Source organism: Marinomonas sp. 63XJN7_9_ISO-PGPR-S23-217 (assembly GCF_056173515.1).
This window is the reverse complement of the sequence record NZ_CM149678.1, coordinates 1,227,257-1,248,065: the sequence shown is the minus strand read 5'-3', so window position 1 is coordinate 1,248,065 and position 20,809 is coordinate 1,227,257. Positions and strand designations below refer to the sequence as shown.

Annotated in this window: 19 protein-coding genes; all 19 read right to left on the bottom strand. The window is 43.6% G+C overall.

Going from position 1 to position 20,809, the window contains the following annotated elements; translation table 11 throughout:
* Position 1 precedes the first annotated feature (1 nt).
* The gene (gene fliP / locus AC0VYI_RS05755) at positions 2-742 is read right to left on the bottom strand and encodes a flagellar type III secretion system pore protein FliP (protein ID WP_199476922.1); all 741 of its coding nucleotides are present in this window, start codon (positions 740-742) and stop codon (positions 2-4) included.
* A complete protein-coding gene (fliO, locus tag AC0VYI_RS05750; protein WP_233407813.1) occupies positions 739-1,098 on the bottom strand; it encodes a flagellar biosynthetic protein FliO in 360 nt (119 codons plus the stop codon). Before fliO ends, fliP begins: the two co-directional genes overlap by 4 nt.
* A gap of 112 nt (positions 1,099-1,210) precedes the next feature.
* Positions 1,211-1,672 carry a flagellar motor switch protein FliN gene (gene fliN, locus AC0VYI_RS05745; protein WP_199476921.1) on the bottom strand — a complete coding sequence of 154 codons (462 nt, stop codon included), beginning with the start codon at positions 1,670-1,672 and terminating at the stop codon, positions 1,211-1,213.
* A 1-nt stretch (position 1,673) separates the two neighbouring features.
* Positions 1,674-2,651 (bottom strand): flagellar motor switch protein FliM, encoded by a 978-nt coding sequence (fliM, locus tag AC0VYI_RS05740; RefSeq protein ID WP_199476920.1) that lies wholly within the window; start codon positions 2,649-2,651, stop codon positions 1,674-1,676.
* A gap of 5 nt (positions 2,652-2,656) precedes the next feature.
* Positions 2,657-3,190, bottom strand: a complete 534-nt coding sequence (locus AC0VYI_RS05735) for a flagellar basal body-associated FliL family protein (protein ID WP_199476919.1) — start codon at positions 3,188-3,190, stop codon at positions 2,657-2,659.
* Between the two features lie 103 nt (positions 3,191-3,293).
* Positions 3,294-5,837, bottom strand: coding sequence for a flagellar hook-length control protein FliK (locus AC0VYI_RS05730; RefSeq protein ID WP_475447915.1), 2,544 nt, complete (start codon positions 5,835-5,837; stop codon positions 3,294-3,296).
* A gap of 45 nt (positions 5,838-5,882) precedes the next feature.
* Positions 5,883-7,592 carry an ATP-binding SpoIIE family protein phosphatase gene (locus AC0VYI_RS05725; RefSeq protein WP_475447913.1) on the bottom strand — a complete coding sequence of 570 codons (1,710 nt, stop codon included), beginning with the start codon at positions 7,590-7,592 and terminating at the stop codon, positions 5,883-5,885.
* Positions 7,593-7,595: 3 nt separating this feature from the next.
* The gene (locus AC0VYI_RS05720; RefSeq protein WP_199476916.1) at positions 7,596-7,898 is read right to left on the bottom strand and encodes an STAS domain-containing protein; all 303 of its coding nucleotides are present in this window, start codon (positions 7,896-7,898) and stop codon (positions 7,596-7,598) included.
* A 33-nt stretch (positions 7,899-7,931) separates the two neighbouring features.
* Positions 7,932-9,869 (bottom strand): hypothetical protein, encoded by a 1,938-nt coding sequence (locus tag AC0VYI_RS05715; RefSeq protein ID WP_475447911.1) that lies wholly within the window; start codon positions 9,867-9,869, stop codon positions 7,932-7,934.
* A gap of 6 nt (positions 9,870-9,875) precedes the next feature.
* Positions 9,876-11,741, bottom strand: a complete 1,866-nt coding sequence (locus AC0VYI_RS05710) for a hypothetical protein (RefSeq protein WP_475447909.1) — start codon at positions 11,739-11,741, stop codon at positions 9,876-9,878.
* Between the two features lie 35 nt (positions 11,742-11,776).
* On the bottom strand, positions 11,777-12,214 hold the full coding sequence (gene fliJ / locus AC0VYI_RS05705) for a flagellar export protein FliJ (protein WP_475447907.1): 438 nt from the start codon (positions 12,212-12,214) through the stop codon (positions 11,777-11,779).
* A gap of 231 nt (positions 12,215-12,445) precedes the next feature.
* Positions 12,446-13,819 (bottom strand): flagellar protein export ATPase FliI, encoded by a 1,374-nt coding sequence (fliI, locus tag AC0VYI_RS05700; protein ID WP_475447905.1) that lies wholly within the window; start codon positions 13,817-13,819, stop codon positions 12,446-12,448.
* Positions 13,785-14,591: a FliH/SctL family protein gene (locus AC0VYI_RS05695; protein WP_199476911.1), complete on the bottom strand. Its 807-nt coding sequence runs from the start codon at positions 14,589-14,591 to the stop codon at positions 13,785-13,787. Before AC0VYI_RS05695 ends, fliI begins: the two co-directional genes overlap by 35 nt.
* Before the next feature lie 7 nt (positions 14,592-14,598).
* Complete coding sequence (gene fliG, locus AC0VYI_RS05690; protein ID WP_199476910.1) at positions 14,599-15,609, bottom strand: flagellar motor switch protein FliG; 1,011 nt, start codon at positions 15,607-15,609, stop codon at positions 14,599-14,601.
* Positions 15,610-17,289, bottom strand: a complete 1,680-nt coding sequence (gene fliF, locus AC0VYI_RS05685) for a flagellar basal-body MS-ring/collar protein FliF (RefSeq protein WP_475447903.1) — start codon at positions 17,287-17,289, stop codon at positions 15,610-15,612. It lies immediately after the preceding gene.
* Positions 17,290-17,316: 27 nt separating this feature from the next.
* Positions 17,317-17,682: a flagellar hook-basal body complex protein FliE gene (gene fliE / locus AC0VYI_RS05680; protein WP_475447901.1), complete on the bottom strand. Its 366-nt coding sequence runs from the start codon at positions 17,680-17,682 to the stop codon at positions 17,317-17,319.
* A gap of 88 nt (positions 17,683-17,770) precedes the next feature.
* Complete coding sequence (locus tag AC0VYI_RS05675; protein ID WP_475447899.1) at positions 17,771-19,120, bottom strand: sigma-54-dependent transcriptional regulator; 1,350 nt, start codon at positions 19,118-19,120, stop codon at positions 17,771-17,773.
* Position 19,121: 1 nt separating this feature from the next.
* The gene (locus AC0VYI_RS05670; protein WP_475447897.1) at positions 19,122-20,276 is read right to left on the bottom strand and encodes a sensor histidine kinase; all 1,155 of its coding nucleotides are present in this window, start codon (positions 20,274-20,276) and stop codon (positions 19,122-19,124) included.
* On the bottom strand, positions 20,276-20,746 hold the full coding sequence (locus AC0VYI_RS05665) for a helix-turn-helix domain-containing protein (protein WP_199476905.1): 471 nt from the start codon (positions 20,744-20,746) through the stop codon (positions 20,276-20,278). The genes AC0VYI_RS05670 and AC0VYI_RS05665 overlap by 1 nt, the downstream gene beginning before the upstream one ends.
* Positions 20,747-20,809: the final 63 nt, after the last annotated feature.

The following is a 20,809-nucleotide window of genomic DNA, read 5'->3' as shown; positions in this document are numbered from 1 at the left end:
ACTACATCCCAAAACTTGCTGCAAGCGTCCCCATAATCATAGACCAACCGTCTACCATTACAAAAAGCATGATCTTAAACGGTAAAGAAATGATCACCGGAGACAACATCATCATCCCCATTGCCATCAAGACGCTAGCCACCACCATGTCGACAATCAAAAATGGAATAAAGATCATAAAGCCAATTTGAAATGCCGTCTTTAACTCACTGGTCACAAAAGCAGGCATTAGGATTGTGAAAGGTAAAGTATTAAGCGACTGGATCTTCCCTTCTTTGCCTGCCAATTTCACAAACAAAGCAATGTCAGCTTTGCGGGTTTGGGCGAGCATAAAGTCCCGCATGGGCTTTTCTGCTGCCTCGACCGCCTGTAATGAGGTCATTTTATTATTCAAGTAAGGCTGTAAGGCCACAGCATTTATCTTATTCATTGTTGGCGTCATAATAAACAAAGTCAAAAAAAGCGCCATACCAATCAGAATCTGGTTAGAAGGCGTCTGCTGCAAACCAATTGCCTGACGCAAAATGGCTAAGACCACAATAATTCTAGTAAAAGCCGTCATCATCATTAATGCCGCAGGCAACAAGGTCAGCGCGGTCATAATAAAGAGAATTTGCAGCGATACAGAATACTCTTGACTACCGTCCGGGTTAGTTACCACATTGACCGCAGGCAACCCCACCTCAGCCCACGAGACGGACGGTAGTATTAACAAACTAAGTAGCAGCAGAAGACGAATCACGATGATGCCCCGCGAGGTGAGACACTGTCATCTTGAGCAATATTATCGTCTGCTTTGTCTTGCAACGGCGCTTCTCCCATTAATTGAGCAAAGGCTTTACTATTCGGTGTGAAACTTTTGATGTGATTAATCGAATGCGATGTGACACCAATCAGAATTTTCTCGCCTTCCACTTCCACAAGAATCAATTTCTCTTTTGCCCCAAGCGACTGGCTACTAATAATTCGAATATCAGACTTACTCAATCTCATCTGAGCAAACTGCAACTTTTTCACAACCCAAAGGCTTGCAGGAATAAAAGCAATAATAAAAATCAGCGACGCAACCACCTTCCAGATGGAATAAGTCGATGTCATGGTAGGAATCGATCCTGAATCGGCTAAAGAATTAGCGTGCGCATAGGAAACAGCCATGCAAAGCATGGCTGTCATCAGAAATGTGTGCAATTTTCTATAAACAGTCACGGGGTTACTTCAATCTTCTAATACGCTCACTAGGGCTAACAACATCGGTTAGGCGGATACCATATTTATCATTCACCACAACAACTTCACCATGGGCAATCAGAGTACCGTTAACTAATACATCTAATGGCTCACCTGCAAAGCGATCTAGCTCAACGACAGATCCCTGCGTCAGCTGCATCAAATTTCGAATAGCAATTTCAGTGTTGCCAAGTTCCATTGACAGTGTAACAGGGATATCCATAATAAGATCAAGGTCCGAGCCGACCCCACCACTTGGAACAGATGGTGCAGACAATGACTCTAACTTAACAGGCTTCGCATCTTGTTCTGACATCGCGGCGGCCCATTCATCATCGACATCATCTTGTCCCCCAGTCTCTCCCGCTTCTGACATGGCAGCAGCCCACTCATCAGCAAGCCCTTCGTCCATCCCCTCTGCATCAGGATTTTGCTCTTCAGCCATATTACTTATTTACCTTGTTAGATTTAAAACTTTCTTCCATCTGAACTGCATAACGCTCATTACAGACGCCCAATTTTCCCTTAAAAGCAGGAACATTGTTTGCTCTTACAGTTACAAATTCGGGCATTTCAATAGGGATGATATCACCTGCTTTGAACTTTAAAACATCACCAAGCGAAATTTTACGGTTCGCTACATTTACTCTAAGGTTAACATTGATGTCCTTCACATCTTGCTCAAGGGATTTCCCCCAACGGTCATCCATCTCATCGACATCACTTTGCACCCCAGCATCCAACAGTTCACGCACAGGCTCAATCATCGAATAAGGTAGGGTTATATGCAGCTCACCGCCACCTCCATCTAATTCAATATGAAAGGTAGAGACCACCACTACTTCACTCGGACTGACGATATTTGCCATCGCCGGGTTAACTTCCGAGCTGATATATTCTAATTCAAGCTTTAATACCGGAGCCCAAGCTTCTGTCAGATCTTTAAACACTTGTTCTAACATAAGTTGAACAATGCGGATTTCTGTTGGGGTAAATTCACGCCCTTCAATTTTAGCGTGTCGGCCATCCCCACCAAAAAAGTTGTCAACTAATTTGAATACCAATTTAGCATCCAAGATAAATAGCGCCGTACTTCTTAGCGGGCGAAATTTCACCAAATTCAAGCTCGTCGGTACATACAAAGTATGCACATATTCGCCAAATTTCATAATTTGCAAACCACCAGACGAGACATCTGCCGTGCGACGCAACAAATTAAACAAACTAATACGAGTATAACGAGCAAAACGCTCATTGATCATTTCCAGCGTAGGCATACGCCCACGGACGATGCGCTCTTGACTGGTTATATCATAAGAGGCTACACCATTGGCATCTCTATCGTCCTCTTCTTCCGGCTTTTCATCAGGGCCATGTAAGAGAGCGTCGATTTCATCTTGGGAAAGTAAATCTTGCGCTGACATAAGCGTTATTGCATCACAAAACTAGTGAATAAGACCGCATCGATACCACCTTTACCCGTCTGCTGTTCCAATAACTTATTAATCGCTTCCAGAGCTGATTTTTTCAGCGCTAACTTACCCTTCATTGTTTTTAGATCGTTAAAGGATTGACTGGAAAAAAGCAGCACCAGACTATTACGAATTAAAGGCATGTTTTGTTTTAAAGCATCGATTTGAGACTGATCTTTGGATTTGACGGTCATATTTAGCTGCAAATAGCGCTGTTGACCATCGACGACAAAATCCAACACAAAAGGTTCATCAAATTTCAAATAAATAGAAGGCTGTTTAGAAAGGTCTGCAGCCGCTTCTGCCGATGCAGCTCCGCCTCCCGCTTCGGCGCTAGCGGCTTTATCGGATCCACTAAAAAAGAAAAAGTAAGCGGCCGCTCCACCACCGCCTAACAGCACCACAGCAAGAGCAATGATGATAATAAGCTTCTTCTTACCACCTTTTTTTCCTTCTTCGGCACCTACATCTAAATTATCTTCTTCTGCCATAATAAAACCCTTGGAAACACAGACTTATAAAACAACGCACAATACGCTTTAAGGAACCCTATTCTACAAAGAATAATGAATAGCACCATCACTTTCCTTCATTTTAGGCGTAGTAATCAATTCCTGCAGGTGTCACGTAGGACATATTACCAAGAACAGGCTCTTCTTCGTCGTTATCTTGCCCTGCTATAGAGCCTAAATTAAGCTGTGGCTGATCACCATCTGCTGTCTGATATTGAGTGCCGGACATGTCTTGCTGAGAAACATCTACATTAACATTGCCAAGATCCATTCCTTGCTGAGCTAACATGTCACGAAGACGTCCCATCTGACCTTCTAGTAAATCTCGAGCATGATGAGTCGCTGCTACAAAACTAACTTGGGTATTATTATTGTCACTGTCGACAGACACTTTCACCGTTAAACTGCCTAATTCGGGAGGATCAAGCTTAATATGAGCGCTGTGAGCGCCATTATGAGCAACCCAAGCCACTTTTTGACTCATCTCCCCTGCCCAACCAGGGTGATTTAGCGGAACAGACATGGCTAGGTTTTGTTGCTGAGTCGGTGTTGGCTGTGTTGGATTCGTTGCCCCTAATGCCGTTCCTGTCGCAGCTAAACGACCAACATTATTAGCAAGAGAACTCCCCATTCCTCCTGTATCCGAATCCTTGCTCACACCATCCAATTGCCCGACCATTTTGCCGATCATAGCATCCTGCTCTTTTTTCCGCAGTTCTATAGGTTCATTGGTTAACAAGCTGGCCTTAGAAGACCCCTTGCCATTAAGAAGACCTGACGCTTCTGTCGTAGAATCAGCATTCGCTAAAATGAGAGGTGTATCAGGTGCCCCCGTCACTGAGCCTTTCAAAGCATTGGCTAGCGCCACTTGGTCTGCAACCTTACTGGTTGAAACCTGATCACCGATTGACTGCGTCACATTTGACGATTTCGACGCTGAACTTGTACCACGAGCGGTGGCTGCCACACCAGTCACCGCTGCACTTACAGGCGCAATAGGACTGGCTCCCATTTGCGATAACACCCAAGAGAGCTCTCCATCTCCCGACTTTTTAGTCTCTTTTTTATCATTGGAAGATGGATCCGTTATGTTTTCAGCCCCCTTCTCGGACGCTTTTTTAGCACTTGCTAACGCTTGTTTTTGAGCCATAGGAGACAAGGCACTTAAATCAACATTGGACGCAGTTGATTTTACTTTATCCTCTTTGTTTTCTGCCGCCATTAACGCCCGCACTTCTGGCGGTATTTTACTCATTTTTGACGAGACATCATTTGCTTTGCCTTCGTCACCATGAACGCCTCTTTGATTATGGGATACAGGACTACCACCATTGGCGCTTAATAATAAGTCTGACGCGTCCTCGGAAGAAGGCGAGGCAACCTCTCCTTGCCCTAATACTACAGTTTTATCCGTCACAGGTTTGCCGTTTTGATCAAGATGGACAGCACCCTCTAGTGACGCCTTTTTCACAGGATTACCGTTTTGATCAAGATGAACGGTATCCTCCAGTGATGCCTTTTTCACAAGATTACCGCTTTGATCAAGATGAATGCCCCCCTCTAGTGACGCCTTTTTCACAGGATTGCCGTTTTGATCAAGCTGCACAGCAGTTGTCTGAGCATGTGTTGCTTCAGTCTTTAACGTTTTCAAACCAAGGTCACCTTCAACAGAAGAGGTTACGACCTTATTTCCCTTGGTATCAGCTTTTATGTCTAACTGCGGAGTCTGCTCTCCTTCCTGCTCCTTAATCGCCAGATGACCCGTTACCCCCTGAGAAGCGGCTTTACCCAAATGCAGATGAGGCTGACCGTCAACCATCTGTACCATACCATTTTGATTGGATAGGCGAACTGTATTCTCTTGCCCATTTGAAGGGGCTTCTTTACTGACCGCCTCATTTAGCTTACGGTCGCCAGATGCTCCTTCAGAACCAGTGAAATTTGGAGTGTTTTTAATTAGCTTACTTTGTTCAACTCCATCACTATTGATCCGATTATTCACAACATGATCATCAACACTCACCGTGCCATTGACAAACTTACCCGCTTGCTCGCTGTTTACATGCTCCTGTGATGGCGTCATGCCAGTTACTGAAGGGATTGTCTTCTCAGACTGGGGTAGATTGGAAGAAAGCTTTTCGAGCTGAGTATCTGAATCTGCCCCTACACCAGAAGATACCGCAATATGAGGGCTGGTACTTTTACTTTTCGTTGCGCTTTCATCAGAGTTGGTATGCTTAAACTCCCCACCCGCTCCAGCGCTTTCTTCTGGCGAAGATTCACCTTCAAGCTGCAATCTATTGCCGCTTACGTCAGTTTTGCCTAATGCGTTACTGTCATGATTTGCAGACGATCTAGTCCCTTTTTTTAGGGCATTCTCTTGGACACTATCAGCATCTTTTGAGGGGGAGTCAGATGGTATAGATGAGTCCGTTTGACGAGAGCCTCTTTCCAACTCTTTCTCTGGAGGGTTTTTGCTGGACGCAGACGAGTCTAAAGCTTGCTTTGCTCGATTAAAGTCCTCAGCAAATTGGCCCTGTGATGACTCAGTCGTCTGAGGCGATAAGGTGGATTTAGATGACACATTTGATGTCGGTGATAACACCGAATTGACCGTTGATTGCATAATACCCTCCAGCGATAGGATGATCTATGCAAGACAGAGGCCAATCTATTTGTTTTTTTCTGGACGCCAATGAAAATGGGCGGTTACCGTTCGACCACCATTAGAAAAACCAATCTCCTGACAAATCTGATGCAACAATGCTAAGCCGCGATTATAAGGCACTTCAGTGGATCCCAAAGTAAAGTCTAACGATTCATAATCAAAGCCTCTACCACTGTCTTCCACTTCTAGAATCAACTGTCCTAACTGTTTGTCAGAAACTACCTTAGCAGAAATCTTCACAAAACCATTCTTCAAAGAAGCTAATGCCTGTTCGCGCTCTTTATAATAAACAGAGAAGCCATCTAATGTGTTTTTCTTACTGGAATCCAACTCTAATACACCATGCTCCAATGCATTAGAATATAGCTCCGACAATATCATAAATACCTGACTAGAATAACTACTCAGTCCCGGTACGGTGGTGATGATTTGTAAGACATAAGGTAGTGGATCCGTTGTTCTAAGCGACTCTGCGCTAAGTTTATATTCAAACGAAAAATCGGCCGGAAAATCCACCAAACCAGCAAACTCTTGGTCAGTCAGAGAGTTCGCACCGATACAGGTATCAAGAGATATTCCTAAACAGGAAATATCATCATGGGGGTTGTCTAACACCCCCTCCGCCTTTAAACGATCAATCAACCAGTCGATACTATCACTGGGCTTAACATCCCCCCTATAAAGTGGTTTTAGAACTGACTCACAAAACATCACCTCATTCCGATCAGCCGCCTCATAGACACCGTCAGAGAAGGAAATGAGTGTGTCACCAGGCACATAAGAGATTGGTTCAACAACACACTCAAATATAGTAGGAGACACCGCTCCAAGGGGGAAATTTTTAGAAGTTAAGCGCCTTGGCTCCTTCTTCGATTGCGAAAAAAATAACAGATCCGGCAACCCACCATTCCAAACCTCAACATTTTTTTCATTCGCTTTAATATCAATAAAGGCAGCACTGCAAAACATATTCGCTGGCAAGATGCTTTTCAGACGAGCATTCATCTCCGGAATAATTTGGCGCATCAAAAAGCCTTTTTTTGTCCAATCGAAGAAAATATCGGCGAGCGGTAATGCACCAATAGCCGCAGATAAACCATGTCCCGTAAAATCTCCTAACAGTAAATGCATGCCCCCATTAGGTTTATAAGCCGCTAAAATCACATCACCATTAAAGGTATGACTCGCATGATGATAAGTCGTTAAAGCAGGGTCATTAAGACAATTAGAGTGGGTAATATTTTCATAAATTTCTTTCGCCATCTCCTGTTCATGAACCAACTGCTCATTGTACCAAGCCATGGCGTCACGCTGATCCTCCAGCGTTTTTTGCATCACTAACAAACGCGCAATAGCATTCAGTTTTGCCGTCACCAAGGCTGGATTATAAGGCTTGGCAATAAAGTCTGCCCCACCAACTTCGAGACAATTAGACAGCGCAACAGGGTCTGTCACACCAGAAAGAAATACAATAGGAATAAAACTATCTAGAGAAAGGTTCTGAATTTCAACAGCGGCTTCCCAACCATTTTTATGCGGCATTCTGACATCTAAACAGACTAGCTGGATAACCGCTGGGTCAAAAAGGTCAACGGCCTCTTGCCCATCTTTGGCGACAACCACATGGTGACCAAACTGCTTAAGCATAGCGCCCAATAGCAGCCGGTCGGATGGATTATCGTCAGCAATTAAAATAGTTAAAGCGCTTTTCATATACTACTCAGACATATCGAACAAACGGTTGAAGTTTGCCATTTTCAATAAATCATTAACCGCCTTTGAACTATTTGTTAAAGCAACATGGGCCTCTTCACCACCAGCATAGTCCCTTAACAAAAGCAACATCCCTAAAGCCGAACTATCAAGGTACTCCACATGCGAAAGATCCACCTCATAACTTTTGGCTCGGGGCGCCAAAACAAAAGCATCTCGAAAAACCTTATGGCAACTGTAATCAAAACGACCATTAACGCGTATTACGAGGTGCTCGACATTTGCATCAAATACATTTTCAACCACTATATACTCCTTGAGTTATAGCAATTGAAATCACTAGAACTCATCTATTTGGTCGCTATTGTCATTCTTGGAAATCAAGCCAATCGGTGAAGCCTCATCTTGTTGATAGGAACGCTCTTTGTCCAATAAGACATGAATACGCTCCCCCAGCTCAACTACTGATTGTTTTGCCCGTTCCAGCCTAGCCAACCCAACACTCCTGTCTGCTGCTAACAGAGACAGAGTTGAATCAACCATTTCTTTAATAGACTCAATATGTCTTTGAACCGTATCAATGTCGTGATTCAGGTCCATCGAAAAACGACGACGCACCGTCTCACTTTCCCCGTCCGTTGCCGCTAAACTGGATAAGACCCCTGCTCTAACCTCATTCAGGCAACGATAGACTTCGTCAAGCAACATGGCATCACCCGCGATATCTTTTTCTACCATTGTTAGCCTTTGCAACAGCAACTCATACCCAACTAATACAGAATCGTGGATCTGCTCAGATAAATACGACATAGATCCAAGCTCATCTAGCAACTGCACGTCAGACAGAGGATGAACCACTTCTTTAGGCACCACTAAGACATCTTCATCATAGGAATGATTGTCGTTTATTTCTTTATTTAAAAGGGTTTCGATTTGTTGTAGTTTAGTAATCTTGACCTTATCATCAGCTAGATTTTGTTTCTCTTGTGCACACTCTATTAAGGACTGCACCCTCTGTCTTACCCCCTCCAAGTCTCTAGAAAAGGCAGAAAAAGGCGAGTCTTCGCGCAAAATACGGATAGGCAAACTCCACACGTCTTGTCTCATTAGCGCTGCACTTTTGCGAATAACTTCGATCTCAGCCATATCAGACAAAGAGGTTAGCGTCATCAAATAATAATCAGAAACTTCCTGCTGCCCCTCTTCAAGATTCATCTTGACATCACCGATTCGTTGAATGTGAATAACATAATTACCCTCAATCAATAGCAAGCGTGCTTCGTTTAGTCCTAATAATACACGACTGGATAATTGCTCGCCTAACGGACTGTCCAAACCATCATCAATCTCAAAATATGCTTCAAATTTGTCAATGTTGTTTTTCCATAAAGTCATCAACCCCTGACTCACCCAAACAACATCACCGTTATGTTTAGCAATCAAGAATGGAGCATTCAATTGACCGATTGCCAACTGGATCACATCCAAGCAATCTTGAGCAGCTTGGCGATCAAACTCTCGCGCTGAGAGTTCATTATCCACAAGACGCCCTATGTCAGTGAATTCATCTATACGATGATAATTCGCATCTTGCGTCAAACCACCTTGTTTATGACGCTCAAGCACGAGCTGCAAATGAGACAAGCCTTTAGATAATCGTCTAACAAAATAATAACCAAACAGAATGACAACAATACTCAGCCCGCTAAACACGGCAAAAAGTAACCAAGTTATTTTATGATTAAAGACCGCATCATTAAAATCCTCCGATACCTCCACCTCCATTAGTTTAATGTCGATACGGTTATTCTTTTTAATAATGTCATAAATACTAGAACGCTCTTGGGCACTTATTGGAACATTCTCTTTTACCTTTTTTTCAAGCTTTTTCAGAAAAGACAACACATCATCAAAATTGAGGTCAGACAGTTGATAATCATCTTTTTTCAACACACTTAATTGCAAATTAATTTCAGAATATTCATTCATTAACGCGTTATGTATCTCCTCAACGGAGTGTGCGTTTTGCGGCGGGCTAACTTGACTATCACTGATAGAAAGCCACTCCAGCCAATCAATTTCAGCATGATGAAGCCTATTTTCTAACGACAGTAAATCATTATTATGAGAGGATCGCTGATCGGATCCAACATCCATGAACTTATACAAACCAAAAGCGCTAATAATCAACAGCAAAACAATGCAGAAAAAACCTTTTTGCACCGTGCTAACAAGCTGCGTTCTTGGCTGACTAAGAGGAGAATGTGGCTTTTTCATAATTCATTATTCCTTTGGTAAAGACAACGTCGGCCAAACAGAGGCAACAAAGTCAGCAACGTTTCTTGTATTAAGAATATAGTCTTTATTATTTTCATTATTACAAAGAGTCACAACATAATCCGTCTCTTTTTGCACTATAAAGGAAGCGCTTTCTTCACCCAGTTCTGTTGATATGTTCTCGTGCCATACACAAGTTTCCGTATCGATAACAAAACCGCCTAAAGCTTTTATTACTATAGAGAAAGCCGCTGTTTGCTCGTCTCTCCCCCTAATAAACCGCTGAAAATACTGTATACCATAAACCAATATATTCCCTACTCTTTTACAAGTTTCATAGGGCAATATGACTTGAACCAACGATGCTTCAAGCCAAATAGCAACACCAGATACGTTCAGCTGATAATAACCAATTTTTTCCATATTAATGGCATTATTCTTTTTTGGGACGATGTGATTTATAAACAATGTATTTTGCATCAGCCAAGGCTCTAAAAAGATGTCTCCATAGGCCGTCAACCAAATATTTTTTGCCAACGGCCCAATACAATCACAGTGCCCACATACCGCTTCAGAAATCGTCACCTTGGAACCAATAACCGCGTATAGCTTTCCCCCTTGTACAATCAAGACAACTTGCTCATTTCCCTCCAATGCAGCACTCTGATCACCCATTCCATCCAATGTCATGTCGGCAAATACAACCTTTGCCACTCGTCCTTCTTGACAGATATAGCACCATTGATTTTCATGCTCATCCGCCTGGTATAGGGCGGTAGCATTAAAAGGATAGACGCCTTGACAGTCTTCTTGATCAAAGACAAACACACGATTTTGACTTTCTACCACATACACATTGGACGAGAGATGATCGCCTCCCAAATAAACAAGCTCATTGTGCTTATCTTGACTCAACATAAATGACGGATCACTCTGTTCATCTTGACAGCACACCCAAAAAGCACCAGAGATTCTTATTGGCGAAGCGGAAAGAGTAGAGCTTTTGAGCGATATGGGATGGGCTACCCCCCTAAAGGGTACCCGACGCGAAGCCTGTTCAATATGTCCCACAAAATGTACTTGAGAAAAGCACTCAGCAAAAACTTGGTAATCGTTAGAATGAATCCATGTCGCTAAAGCATCCAATACATAATAATGCTCTTGTCTTGGGAGATGCTTTGATAAAAAAAGACTTGAGTATGTGGCTACAGGGAAGGCTAGTTGCTGTACTGGATTCCTTTTCCTAGCATCTACCTCATCACATTGTCGCCATGTAAGTGTAAGATAAGCATGCTGTGATTGTAGCCAAGCCATTGGTTGGGGGGTTTTCAACTCAATAATACCGTTAAGTTCTCCCTGTGATGACACACTGTCAAGACGATAAGTTACCTCACCAATTTGAGCCAATGATTGCAACATCTTATTTAAAGGAAAGCGTGAAGACTCTTTGAACTCAGTATAATAATGACATACTGGTGAATAAGCTCGACGTCCAAGGGAGGCCTCTAATACCTGCCAACAAGTACGCTGTCGATCTAATAAAAACTGGGTTTGCTCAGCATAATCGCCTTCAAGAGAAGACGCATAAAAAACTTGCTCAAGGGCATCAGCTGCTGCAAAGAAAGCCTGATACAAATCGGCATCATAAACAGCGCCTAAACGAACCGAAGATACCGCAGCCTCCTGCATTAACTCTAAACGAGCCAGAAGAAAGGGGGAATGAAACTCTCGCTCTGTATGTTGGCGAAGTGAAGAAACTGCCTTTTCTAGCGCCTCCATCCCTTGTTTTGGTGAAGACGAATACAAATAGAGTGCCGAGGAAAGGCTACTCAGGGAGGAAAAAACGGTAGACGTATGGTTTTCTAGCAACATCCTTTAACCCCTCGCCCATCTTTTCCTTTCAACATTCAATATCTATTATCAAAAAAACGCCGTATAGAAAGCTCATCGTTTTGTCGCTGTTCCTTTCTATCTTCCTGCGTTTGCTCAGCTTTTTTATATTTACTTTTTAGCCAATCCATACTTTGCGTCTTAGCTTTTGCTGCCTGCCAACTCCGCATTGTCATATCCGCTTGCTGCTCAGATCGCCCTATGGCTGCTTCTTGCTGATGAATAGCCTGCTGAACACGATCCACAAAATGCTGATAGTTGGTTGTTAGATACGGACTTAACCCTAACAAGTTGCGTTCTGACTCATATTGCCCAGCATACTCTTTAAGTTCATTCAGTTTGTTTTTATCGTATTCCACTTTCGCTCTATCACTGGCAAGTTGCCTCGCAATGGCCTCCTCTTTTCGCTTAGCAACATCAATTAAAAGCTGTACTCGTTGTGATTTACGCGCCATGTCTATTCTCTTCTAAGTAAGCCCAACTCTCACATTCATCTGTATGCTTTAACTATTCAACAAAGGTTCATCTTGTCTTTTTTAGACAATAACAATAAAACAATAATGACATTCTATAGAAAAAAAGGGGATTTATTTGCACCTTTTATGCCTATTATCTATTAAATACTAGACGACATCAGGCTTCAATGCATAAATTGCTCACTAAAAGCTTACGCTAAAAGCATTCATTTACTCTTTTGTCATGGCCGCAACAAGGGCCTCTAGGCTTTCATCAATAGTGAATTTTTCGGTGAGAGATTGCTGAAGAAACGTTCTAATGTCTGGCATACGATAAATCGCTTGATCCAAGTCAGGATCACTGCCCTGATTATAAGCACCAATAGCGATTAAATCCTGATTTTGCTGGTATTTTGAATAAAGCTGCTTAATACGCATCGCACCTTGTAAATGGGCTTCGCTCACAATATTGGGCATGGCTCGAGAAATGGATGCCTCTATATCAATAGCGGGATAGTGCCCTTCCTCTGCCAAACGACGCGACAAAACTAAATGGCCATCTAGAATCGCACGAGCAGCGTCGGCAATAGGGTCTTGTTGGTCATCCCCTTCTGTTAACACTGTATAAAAAGCCGTTATGGAACCACCACCATCGCGACCATTTCCCGCCCGTTCGACCAGCTGAGGTAATTTCGAAAAAACCGAGGGTGGATAGCCTTTGGTTGCTGGCGGTTCGCCGACCGACAAGGCAATTTCCCTTTGTGCTTGAGCATATCGCGTTAATGAATCCATCAAAAGCAAAACACTTTTCCCTTGATCTCGGTAATACTCTGCAATACGCGTGGTAAGCATTGCTGCTCGCAAGCGCATCAATGCAGAATCATCCGCTGGAGAAGCCACAACAACAGAGCGAGCCAACCCCTCTTCTCCCAAAATTTGTTCTATAAACTCCTTTACTTCTCGCCCCCGCTCACCAATCAAACCAACAACGGTGATGTCCGCTTCTGTAAAGCGCGTCATCATGCCCAACAGCATACTTTTGCCCACCCCACTGCCTGCAAACAAGCCCAAACGCTGCCCTTTACCCACAGTCAGCAAGCTATTAATGGCTTTAATACCGACATCCAACGGTTCACTAATCGGTTTACGTTGCAAAGGGTTGATAGCATCACACTGCAAGCCCACAGTATCTTTGGCTTTGACTACACCTTTACCATCCAGTGGTTTACCTAAACCATTAATCACACGGCCTAATAGCTCTTCTCCAATTGGTAACTTGCCTTCTTCAAGCATCGGCCGGACACGCGCCCCAGGAGAAATGCCGTCAATGGCCTCTGTAGGCATTAAATAGGTTAGGTTACCAGTAAAGCCAACCACTTCGGATTCAACCCACCGATCTTTACGGACTTGAACTAGGCAACGATCCCCCAAGGCTACAATACAACCTACCGCTTCCATGGTTAGCCCTACCATGCGCGTTACTTTTCCCTCCAACTGGGGGAGTATAGGAACAGAGGAGATATTGAGTAGCTTTTGCAAACGTTCTTCGAGAGTGGACACCAATAAGGCCTTATTCTTCGGAACTAGAAAGGTAACGCAGCTCATTACAGACGGCTTCTAAACGCTGTTCGACACGACCATCAACGTGAAATGACTTACAGTCCAACACAAAACCGCCTTCGATCAGACTGTCATCAGGCTCAACTTGTATAGCGAGACGGCCATCGACGTCCAAAGACGCCAATACATCAACCGTATCAGGGTGAAGTTTCAGGCGTATACGCCCCTCAAATTCCCCCATTTGATCAAAAATACGCGCCAACTGATCTTTCAATACACGATGGCCTTCTTCCTTCATTTGCGATAAGCAAATATTTTCAACCATTCGTACCATCGTTTTGTACAACAGATCTTCCACACCAGCACGACTCTCTTCCAAGGGATGGACAATTTCCTGAACCACGTTGGCTAACACGTTCTCTAACGTTTCTAACTGTGTTTTAGCCAAGGCGATGGCTTCAGAACGACCTTCTTCCGTGCCTTTTTCAACGCCTTTTTCAAATCCGGATTCAAAGCCATCTATCTCGCCTTGCGCACGGCCATCCTCATAACCTTTTGCATGGCCTTCCGACTCTCCTTGAATGAAACCTTCTTCATAGGCTGCTGATCTTATCTCTTCCAACTGGGATGCTGTCAAGGGCTCGTAAACCAAGCTATCGTGGTCTACTTCTTCCATCGTGACCGTTTCTTCTTCTTTCTGAACAAGAATACCAGGAGAGAAAGTCTTTTTTTCTTGATTACTTTCTAAATGTGGTAACTCCCAGCGTTCATAAGCGGTTAGCTTACGCTCGGAATCATCCTTTTTTTTATCTGACATTACTTAATTAAACCATCTGCTCACCGCCGCCACCGAGTACGATTTCCCCGTTTTCAGCGAGACGTCTGGCAACCGCCAGAATTTCTTTTTGAGCAACTTCCACTTCACTGACTCGAACTGGACCTTTTGCCTCAAGATCATCTTTAAGCATGTCCGCTGCACGAGATGACATATTTTTGAAGATCTTTTCTTGCATATCAGGATCAGCACCTTTGAGCGCCAAAATCAACGTTTCAGACTCCACTTCACGCAGAATCACCTGAATGCCACGATCATCCACATCCAATAAGTTGTCAAAGACAAACATAAGATCCTGAATAGTATTGGCTAAGTCTTCATCCACATCACGAATGGATTCCATCAACTCAGACTCAACAGAGCTATCAATAAAGTTCATGATATTAGCAGCGGTACGAACCCCACCAATCGAAGTTGATTGGGTAGATTGATTTCCAGAAAACTGCCTTTCGAGAATATCGTTTAGTTCTTGCAAAGCCGCTGGTTGCACTGTTTCCAGCGAAGCGACCCGAAGCACAATATCCAAACGCACACGCTCATCAAAGTTTGCTAAAATATCTGCAGCTTGATCAGGATCCAAATAAGAGATAACAATGGCTTGAATCTGCGGGTGCTCATAACGAATAACGTCAGCAACAGCGCGCGGCTCCATCCACTTGAGCGTATCAAGACCAGTGGTGTTTCCGCCCAACAATATGCGATCAATCAAGCTACCTGCTTTTTCATCACCCAGCGCTTCTTTCAACATATTTCGAATATAGCCATCGGCGCCCAAACCAAGGCCCGTTTGATCGCCAACCAAGACTAAAAAATCGTCTAATACTTTTTCTACTTGATGACGCTGCACATTAGATAGCTGCGCCATCGTTTGACCAATGCGTTGAACTTCCTTTGGTCCCATGTGCTTTAGAATTTGCGCAGCATCAGACTCACCCAACGACATCAACAGGATGGCGGCTTTTTCCAAGGAGCTTAAATCAGTTTGCCCAGTATTGCTCATTTACCCTTCCATCACCCATTGTTTAACAACCTGCGCCACCCGCTCTGGCTCTTCAGCAATCAGGCCACGAATTGCGTTAATCTGACGGTCAATCTTCTCCGGTGAACCTGGTACCATCACGTCTTCTGCACTGACCAAAGACACTTGATCATCGGATATTTCATCGGTCTCATCGGAGAAAATATTCGCTTCGGTATCCTCTGCAACGGCGATCTTGTTCTGATCACTAAGGGATTTCAAAATTGGGCGAACCACCACCAGTAATAACAATAGAACAAAAATCCCAACTAAGCTTGGCTTCAACAAATCCAAGAACCAAGTCTGCTTGTAAAAAGGCGGTTCTGGTGCGGGCTCTTGGGATTCAACGGGGGCAAACGGTGAATTAATAACACTGACACTGTCCCCTCTTGATGGGTCATAACCTACCGCATCACGAACCAAGAGTGTTAGACGCCCCAATTCTTCATCACTCCAAGGCGTCCTGACTACTTTATTCGTTTTGGGATCAATGGAAGTAATGTCATCAACTACAACAGCCACGGACAGGCGTTTAATTTTCCCTTGCTGATGTTTGGTATAACTAATACTTCGGTCAAGCTCAAAATTTCGCGTTGTCTCGACTTTAGACTGACCATCCGTTACTTTATTCGTTGTTGAAGCGCCAATGGGCGCACCATTTTGATCAACTGTTTCTGGTGCAGACACGGCTCCTGGAGGCTGATTACTCAACGCTCCTGGTATACCACCATTTGCTGCTCCCCCAGTTTTATTTTCTTTCAGAGTTTGCTCACTGCGCAACGCCAGCAAATCAGGATTGTATTGTTCTGCGGTTTGCTCAACGGCATTAAAATCCACATCTGCTGACACTTCGGCTTTAAAATGTCCGCTTCCGACCACCGGATCAAGAATACTATTAACGCGCTGTTGCAGCGCATCTTCCACTTTTCGAGTGTATTCAAATTGCTTTCCAGCCACAGACAGATCCGATGACTTATCTTTTTCAGTTAAGAGGGTGCCTCTTTGATCCACTACGGTAACATTATCATCGGTTAATTCAGGAATACTCGAAGACACTAAGTTAACAATGGCGTCCACCTGACCAGAGTCCAAACGACGGCCTGGGTAAAGCTCTACAAACACGGAAGCCGTTGGCTTTCGCGTGTCACGAACAAATACTGACTCTTTGGGAATAGCCAGGTGTACTCGTGCCGATTTAACACTTTGTAAGCTGGCAATGGTTTTACTTAACTCTCCCTCCAAGCCTAGCCGGTAACGAGCATTTTCAACGAACTGAGAGGTACCGAAACCTTGGTTTTTATCCATGATTTCCATACCAATATTCCTGTCAGAGACAATACCGGAACCCGCTAACTTAAGACGAGCTTGTTGATATTTATCAGATGCCACCAACAAAGCACCTGTGTTTTCGTCAATTTTGAAGGGAATACCGTTAGAATTGAGAAGGTCTACGATTTGGTCAGCATTATAATTTGTAATACTGCTCAGAACAGGTTTGTAATCCGTTCCATTTGACCACAGCACTGCCGCAAGCGCGATGGCAATAGACGCAGCAAGACCGACCATTAATGCTAACTGTCTGATGACAGTTAATTTATTAAAGCCTGTCAGAAGCTCAAGGTAGAGCTTTTGTTCTGATTGTTCTGCAGGGACATTATCCATTTAAAAGCGCCAAGCGATGTATCATACCTAAATAGGCATATTCATGATTTTTTCATACGCGTCGACCAGTTTGTTTCGTACTTGGGTCATAGCTTCAAATGAAACACTCGATTTTTGCAGACCTATCATCACTTGAGGCAAATCCACCCCTTGGTCTCCTCGCTCATAAGCCTGAGCAAGATTTGACGCATTCTTCTGCAACTCATTCACATTATCGACTGCCGTTTTTAACATTTCTGCAAAATCTGGGCGCGCAATGGTATTGCCATCACCACCTTGTTCACCACTAATTTTAGCAATATTTGGCATCGACAAGTCGGGTGCTTGAACCTGCGCTTTCATCTCTCTCATTTGAGAAAGAACTTGATTAATGTCTGGTCTATTAGTGACCATACTTCCCACCTACAAAAAACGTGTATATATAGCTTAGCATAACATTCATAAAACTTAGCATATACAGATTTAAAAGAAGACTCAAAAATCAATCTACATCAATCCCACATTCTCGCATTTTAGCAATTTTATAGCGCAATGTCCTTGGACTGATGCCCAGCTTATCCGCGACAAGCTTGCGTTTTCCATTCGCATCAATCAAAGCTTGTGCAATAATTCTAAATTCATGCTGCTGAACGCCTTTTCCTAAGATAGATGCAGCACTATTTTCTTCCGGCTCTTCGTTGATATCACTGGCGGCAGGCACACTCATCATATCAAAAACAATATGATCTTCATGTATCTGGCCATTGGGACTCAAAATTAACGCCCGTTGAATCACATTATCCAGTTCACGAACATTGCCAGGCCAAGGGTGTGCTTCAAGCTTACTTTGTGCAGAGGGCTTTAGTACCGCATTAGTCACACGCATTTTTGCAGAATGCCTTTCTAATGAACTTTGCGCAATAGGTAAAATATCACCTTTACGTTCTCGAATGGGCAACCAACGCAAAGGAAAGACATTCAGACGGTAGTATAAGTCTTCTCGGAATCCCCCTTCACGAACATATTCCGCCAAGTCTCGGTTCGTTGTGGCAATAATACGCACATCTAATGGGATGGCCTTTTTTCCTCCTAACCGTTCAACTTCTTGTTCCTGCAAAACACGCAATATTTTCGCCTGTAAGCCAATATCCATTTCAGAAATTTCATCCAGCAACAACGTCCCACCGTTAGCCTGCTCAAACTTCCCTGCCTGAGACGATACCGCCCCAGTATAAGCGCCTTTTTCATAGCCAAATAAAATAGCTTCCAGCATATTCTCAGGTATTGCCGCGCAGTTAATGGCCACAAAAGGGGATTTATGACGGTTGGATTCCTGATGAATATAGTTCGCTAATACTTCTTTACCAGTCCCACTTTCACCACAAATAAGAACCGTTGAATCCGTCACCGCGACACGCTTCGCCAACTCCAACATGGCAATGCTGGATGGATCTTTAGCAATGGGTTGATTTCCCTGAGCCACAACCTTTTTGACCGTGTATTTTTCAATTGCAGAAAGCAACTCGCTCTCTTGAAACGGCTTTAATAAATAATCCACTGCCCCATCGCGCATGGCTTCCACCGCATGAGCAATGTCACCATAAGCGGTCATCAGCATCATAGGTAACTCTGGATAAGTATCGATTACATGGCGTAATAACTCGTAGCCATCCATACCTGGCAAATTAACATCGGATACCACCATATCAAAGGCGCTTTGCTTAAGGGCTATGACAGCGTCTTCTGCAGAAAAAACCAGCTTACATTGATAACCAGCTAACATAAGGGTATCTTCTAATGCTTCCGCCAGCCCTTTATCATCTTCAACAATCAGTAATTTAACATCAGACATATCACACCTTTATAAGAGGAAGCTGCAGTGTTGCCGTCGTTCCAACACCCTCTTTACTATCTATTTCAAAAATCCCATGATGCGCTCTGGCAATCGCCTTCACCACCATCAAACCTAACCCCGTACCATGCTGCTTTGTGGTAACAAACCCTTCTTGAACATGCGCTAACTGCTCAGAGGACATACCCTTGCCATTATCAACAAACGAAAAGCGGATGACACTGTCATCACAATACCAACGAAGAAGGATATTAGTCCCCTCCGACTGAGCATCGATGGCATTGTTCAATAAATTTAATAAAGCACCTTTTAGTGTATCTTTATTACAGTGTATCCACACAGACGTGTTATCGCCTTCCCCATCGACCGTAAGTGTCATATTTTTTTGTTCGCACACTTCACGTCCTTCAACTACTAATTCCTCAAGAAATACTGCGCCATTTACATGATCACTCAATTTAATTTCACTGCGAGAGAAGATCAGCATATCGCGAATTTGGCGCTCAATATTCGCCAGACGATCTGCCAATTTATCCGCAAAACGCTGGCGCATAATAGGGGATAAATCTGTTTTTTGCAGATGCCCTGCGTAAAGAGTAGCAGAAGAAAGAGGGGTACGAACTTGATGGGCCAAGGCAGCTACCATTTTTCCCATCGTCGATAAGCGTTCGTGATGCGTGAGCTTTTTTTGTAACAAATACGCTTCGGTCAAATCCACAAAAATCAATAATTGACCAGGAACATCACCTAGCGATGATGTTTCTACGCGAACACGTCGACCCGATGTCATACTCACCTCATGTCCATCATCTTTTTGAGGAGTAAAGCATACAGGCACAATATCAGACCAAGACTCCCCAACCAATGCCATGTCAAAAAGCCCATCCGCTACAGGGTTCGCCATCACGATAATGCCTTCCGCATTAAGTAACAAAACCCCCACTGGCATGGATTCAAAGAGTTGCTGGAACTGTTGAACCAAAATACGGTTTTTATCTTGTTCTTCTCGACGATCTTGCTCTGATTTTTCAAGTTGCGCAGACAATTGTTCAACTTGCTTTTGTAAATCCAAATAGGACTTAGCGAGGATCTCAGATGACTCAGAAAACGCATAAAAAGCAGCCTTTAACTCGGCGATTTCTTCATCCTTAGTCACTAAAACTCCGACTTATCAATATTGTAACGGCGCATTTTTTCAATCAAGGTAGTACGCTGAATCTGCAAGTTTTGAGCGGCTTTTGACACTACCCCTTGCGCAGACACCAGCGCCTGACGAATCAACAACGCCTCTAAATGACGAACATGCAGATTCAAGTTCACCCCAGATGGCTGAGGCATACGGCGCCTCTGCTGAATTTCTTTAAGAATGCTCCATAAAGTCTGAGAGCGCCAAGGCAAAGGGCAAAACCATACATTGTCTTGGGGTATTATAGACAAAGTCTCACTGAGAGATACAATAGAAATGGATTCATCTAACTCGATTGACTCAATAGACTGACCTATCACAACAAAATCAGGCAACTGAAACGCAGTGAAAGAGGTACTGTGCTCTATGCCGATAAACGTCAGCACACTTGATACAGACATTAACTCTTCATCATCTAACCCACATAACCAGGCCTTCACGTTGCTACCCTCTGTTAATCTCAATAAGGTGTGCGACACACCTCTTAACCTAAATAATGCGAA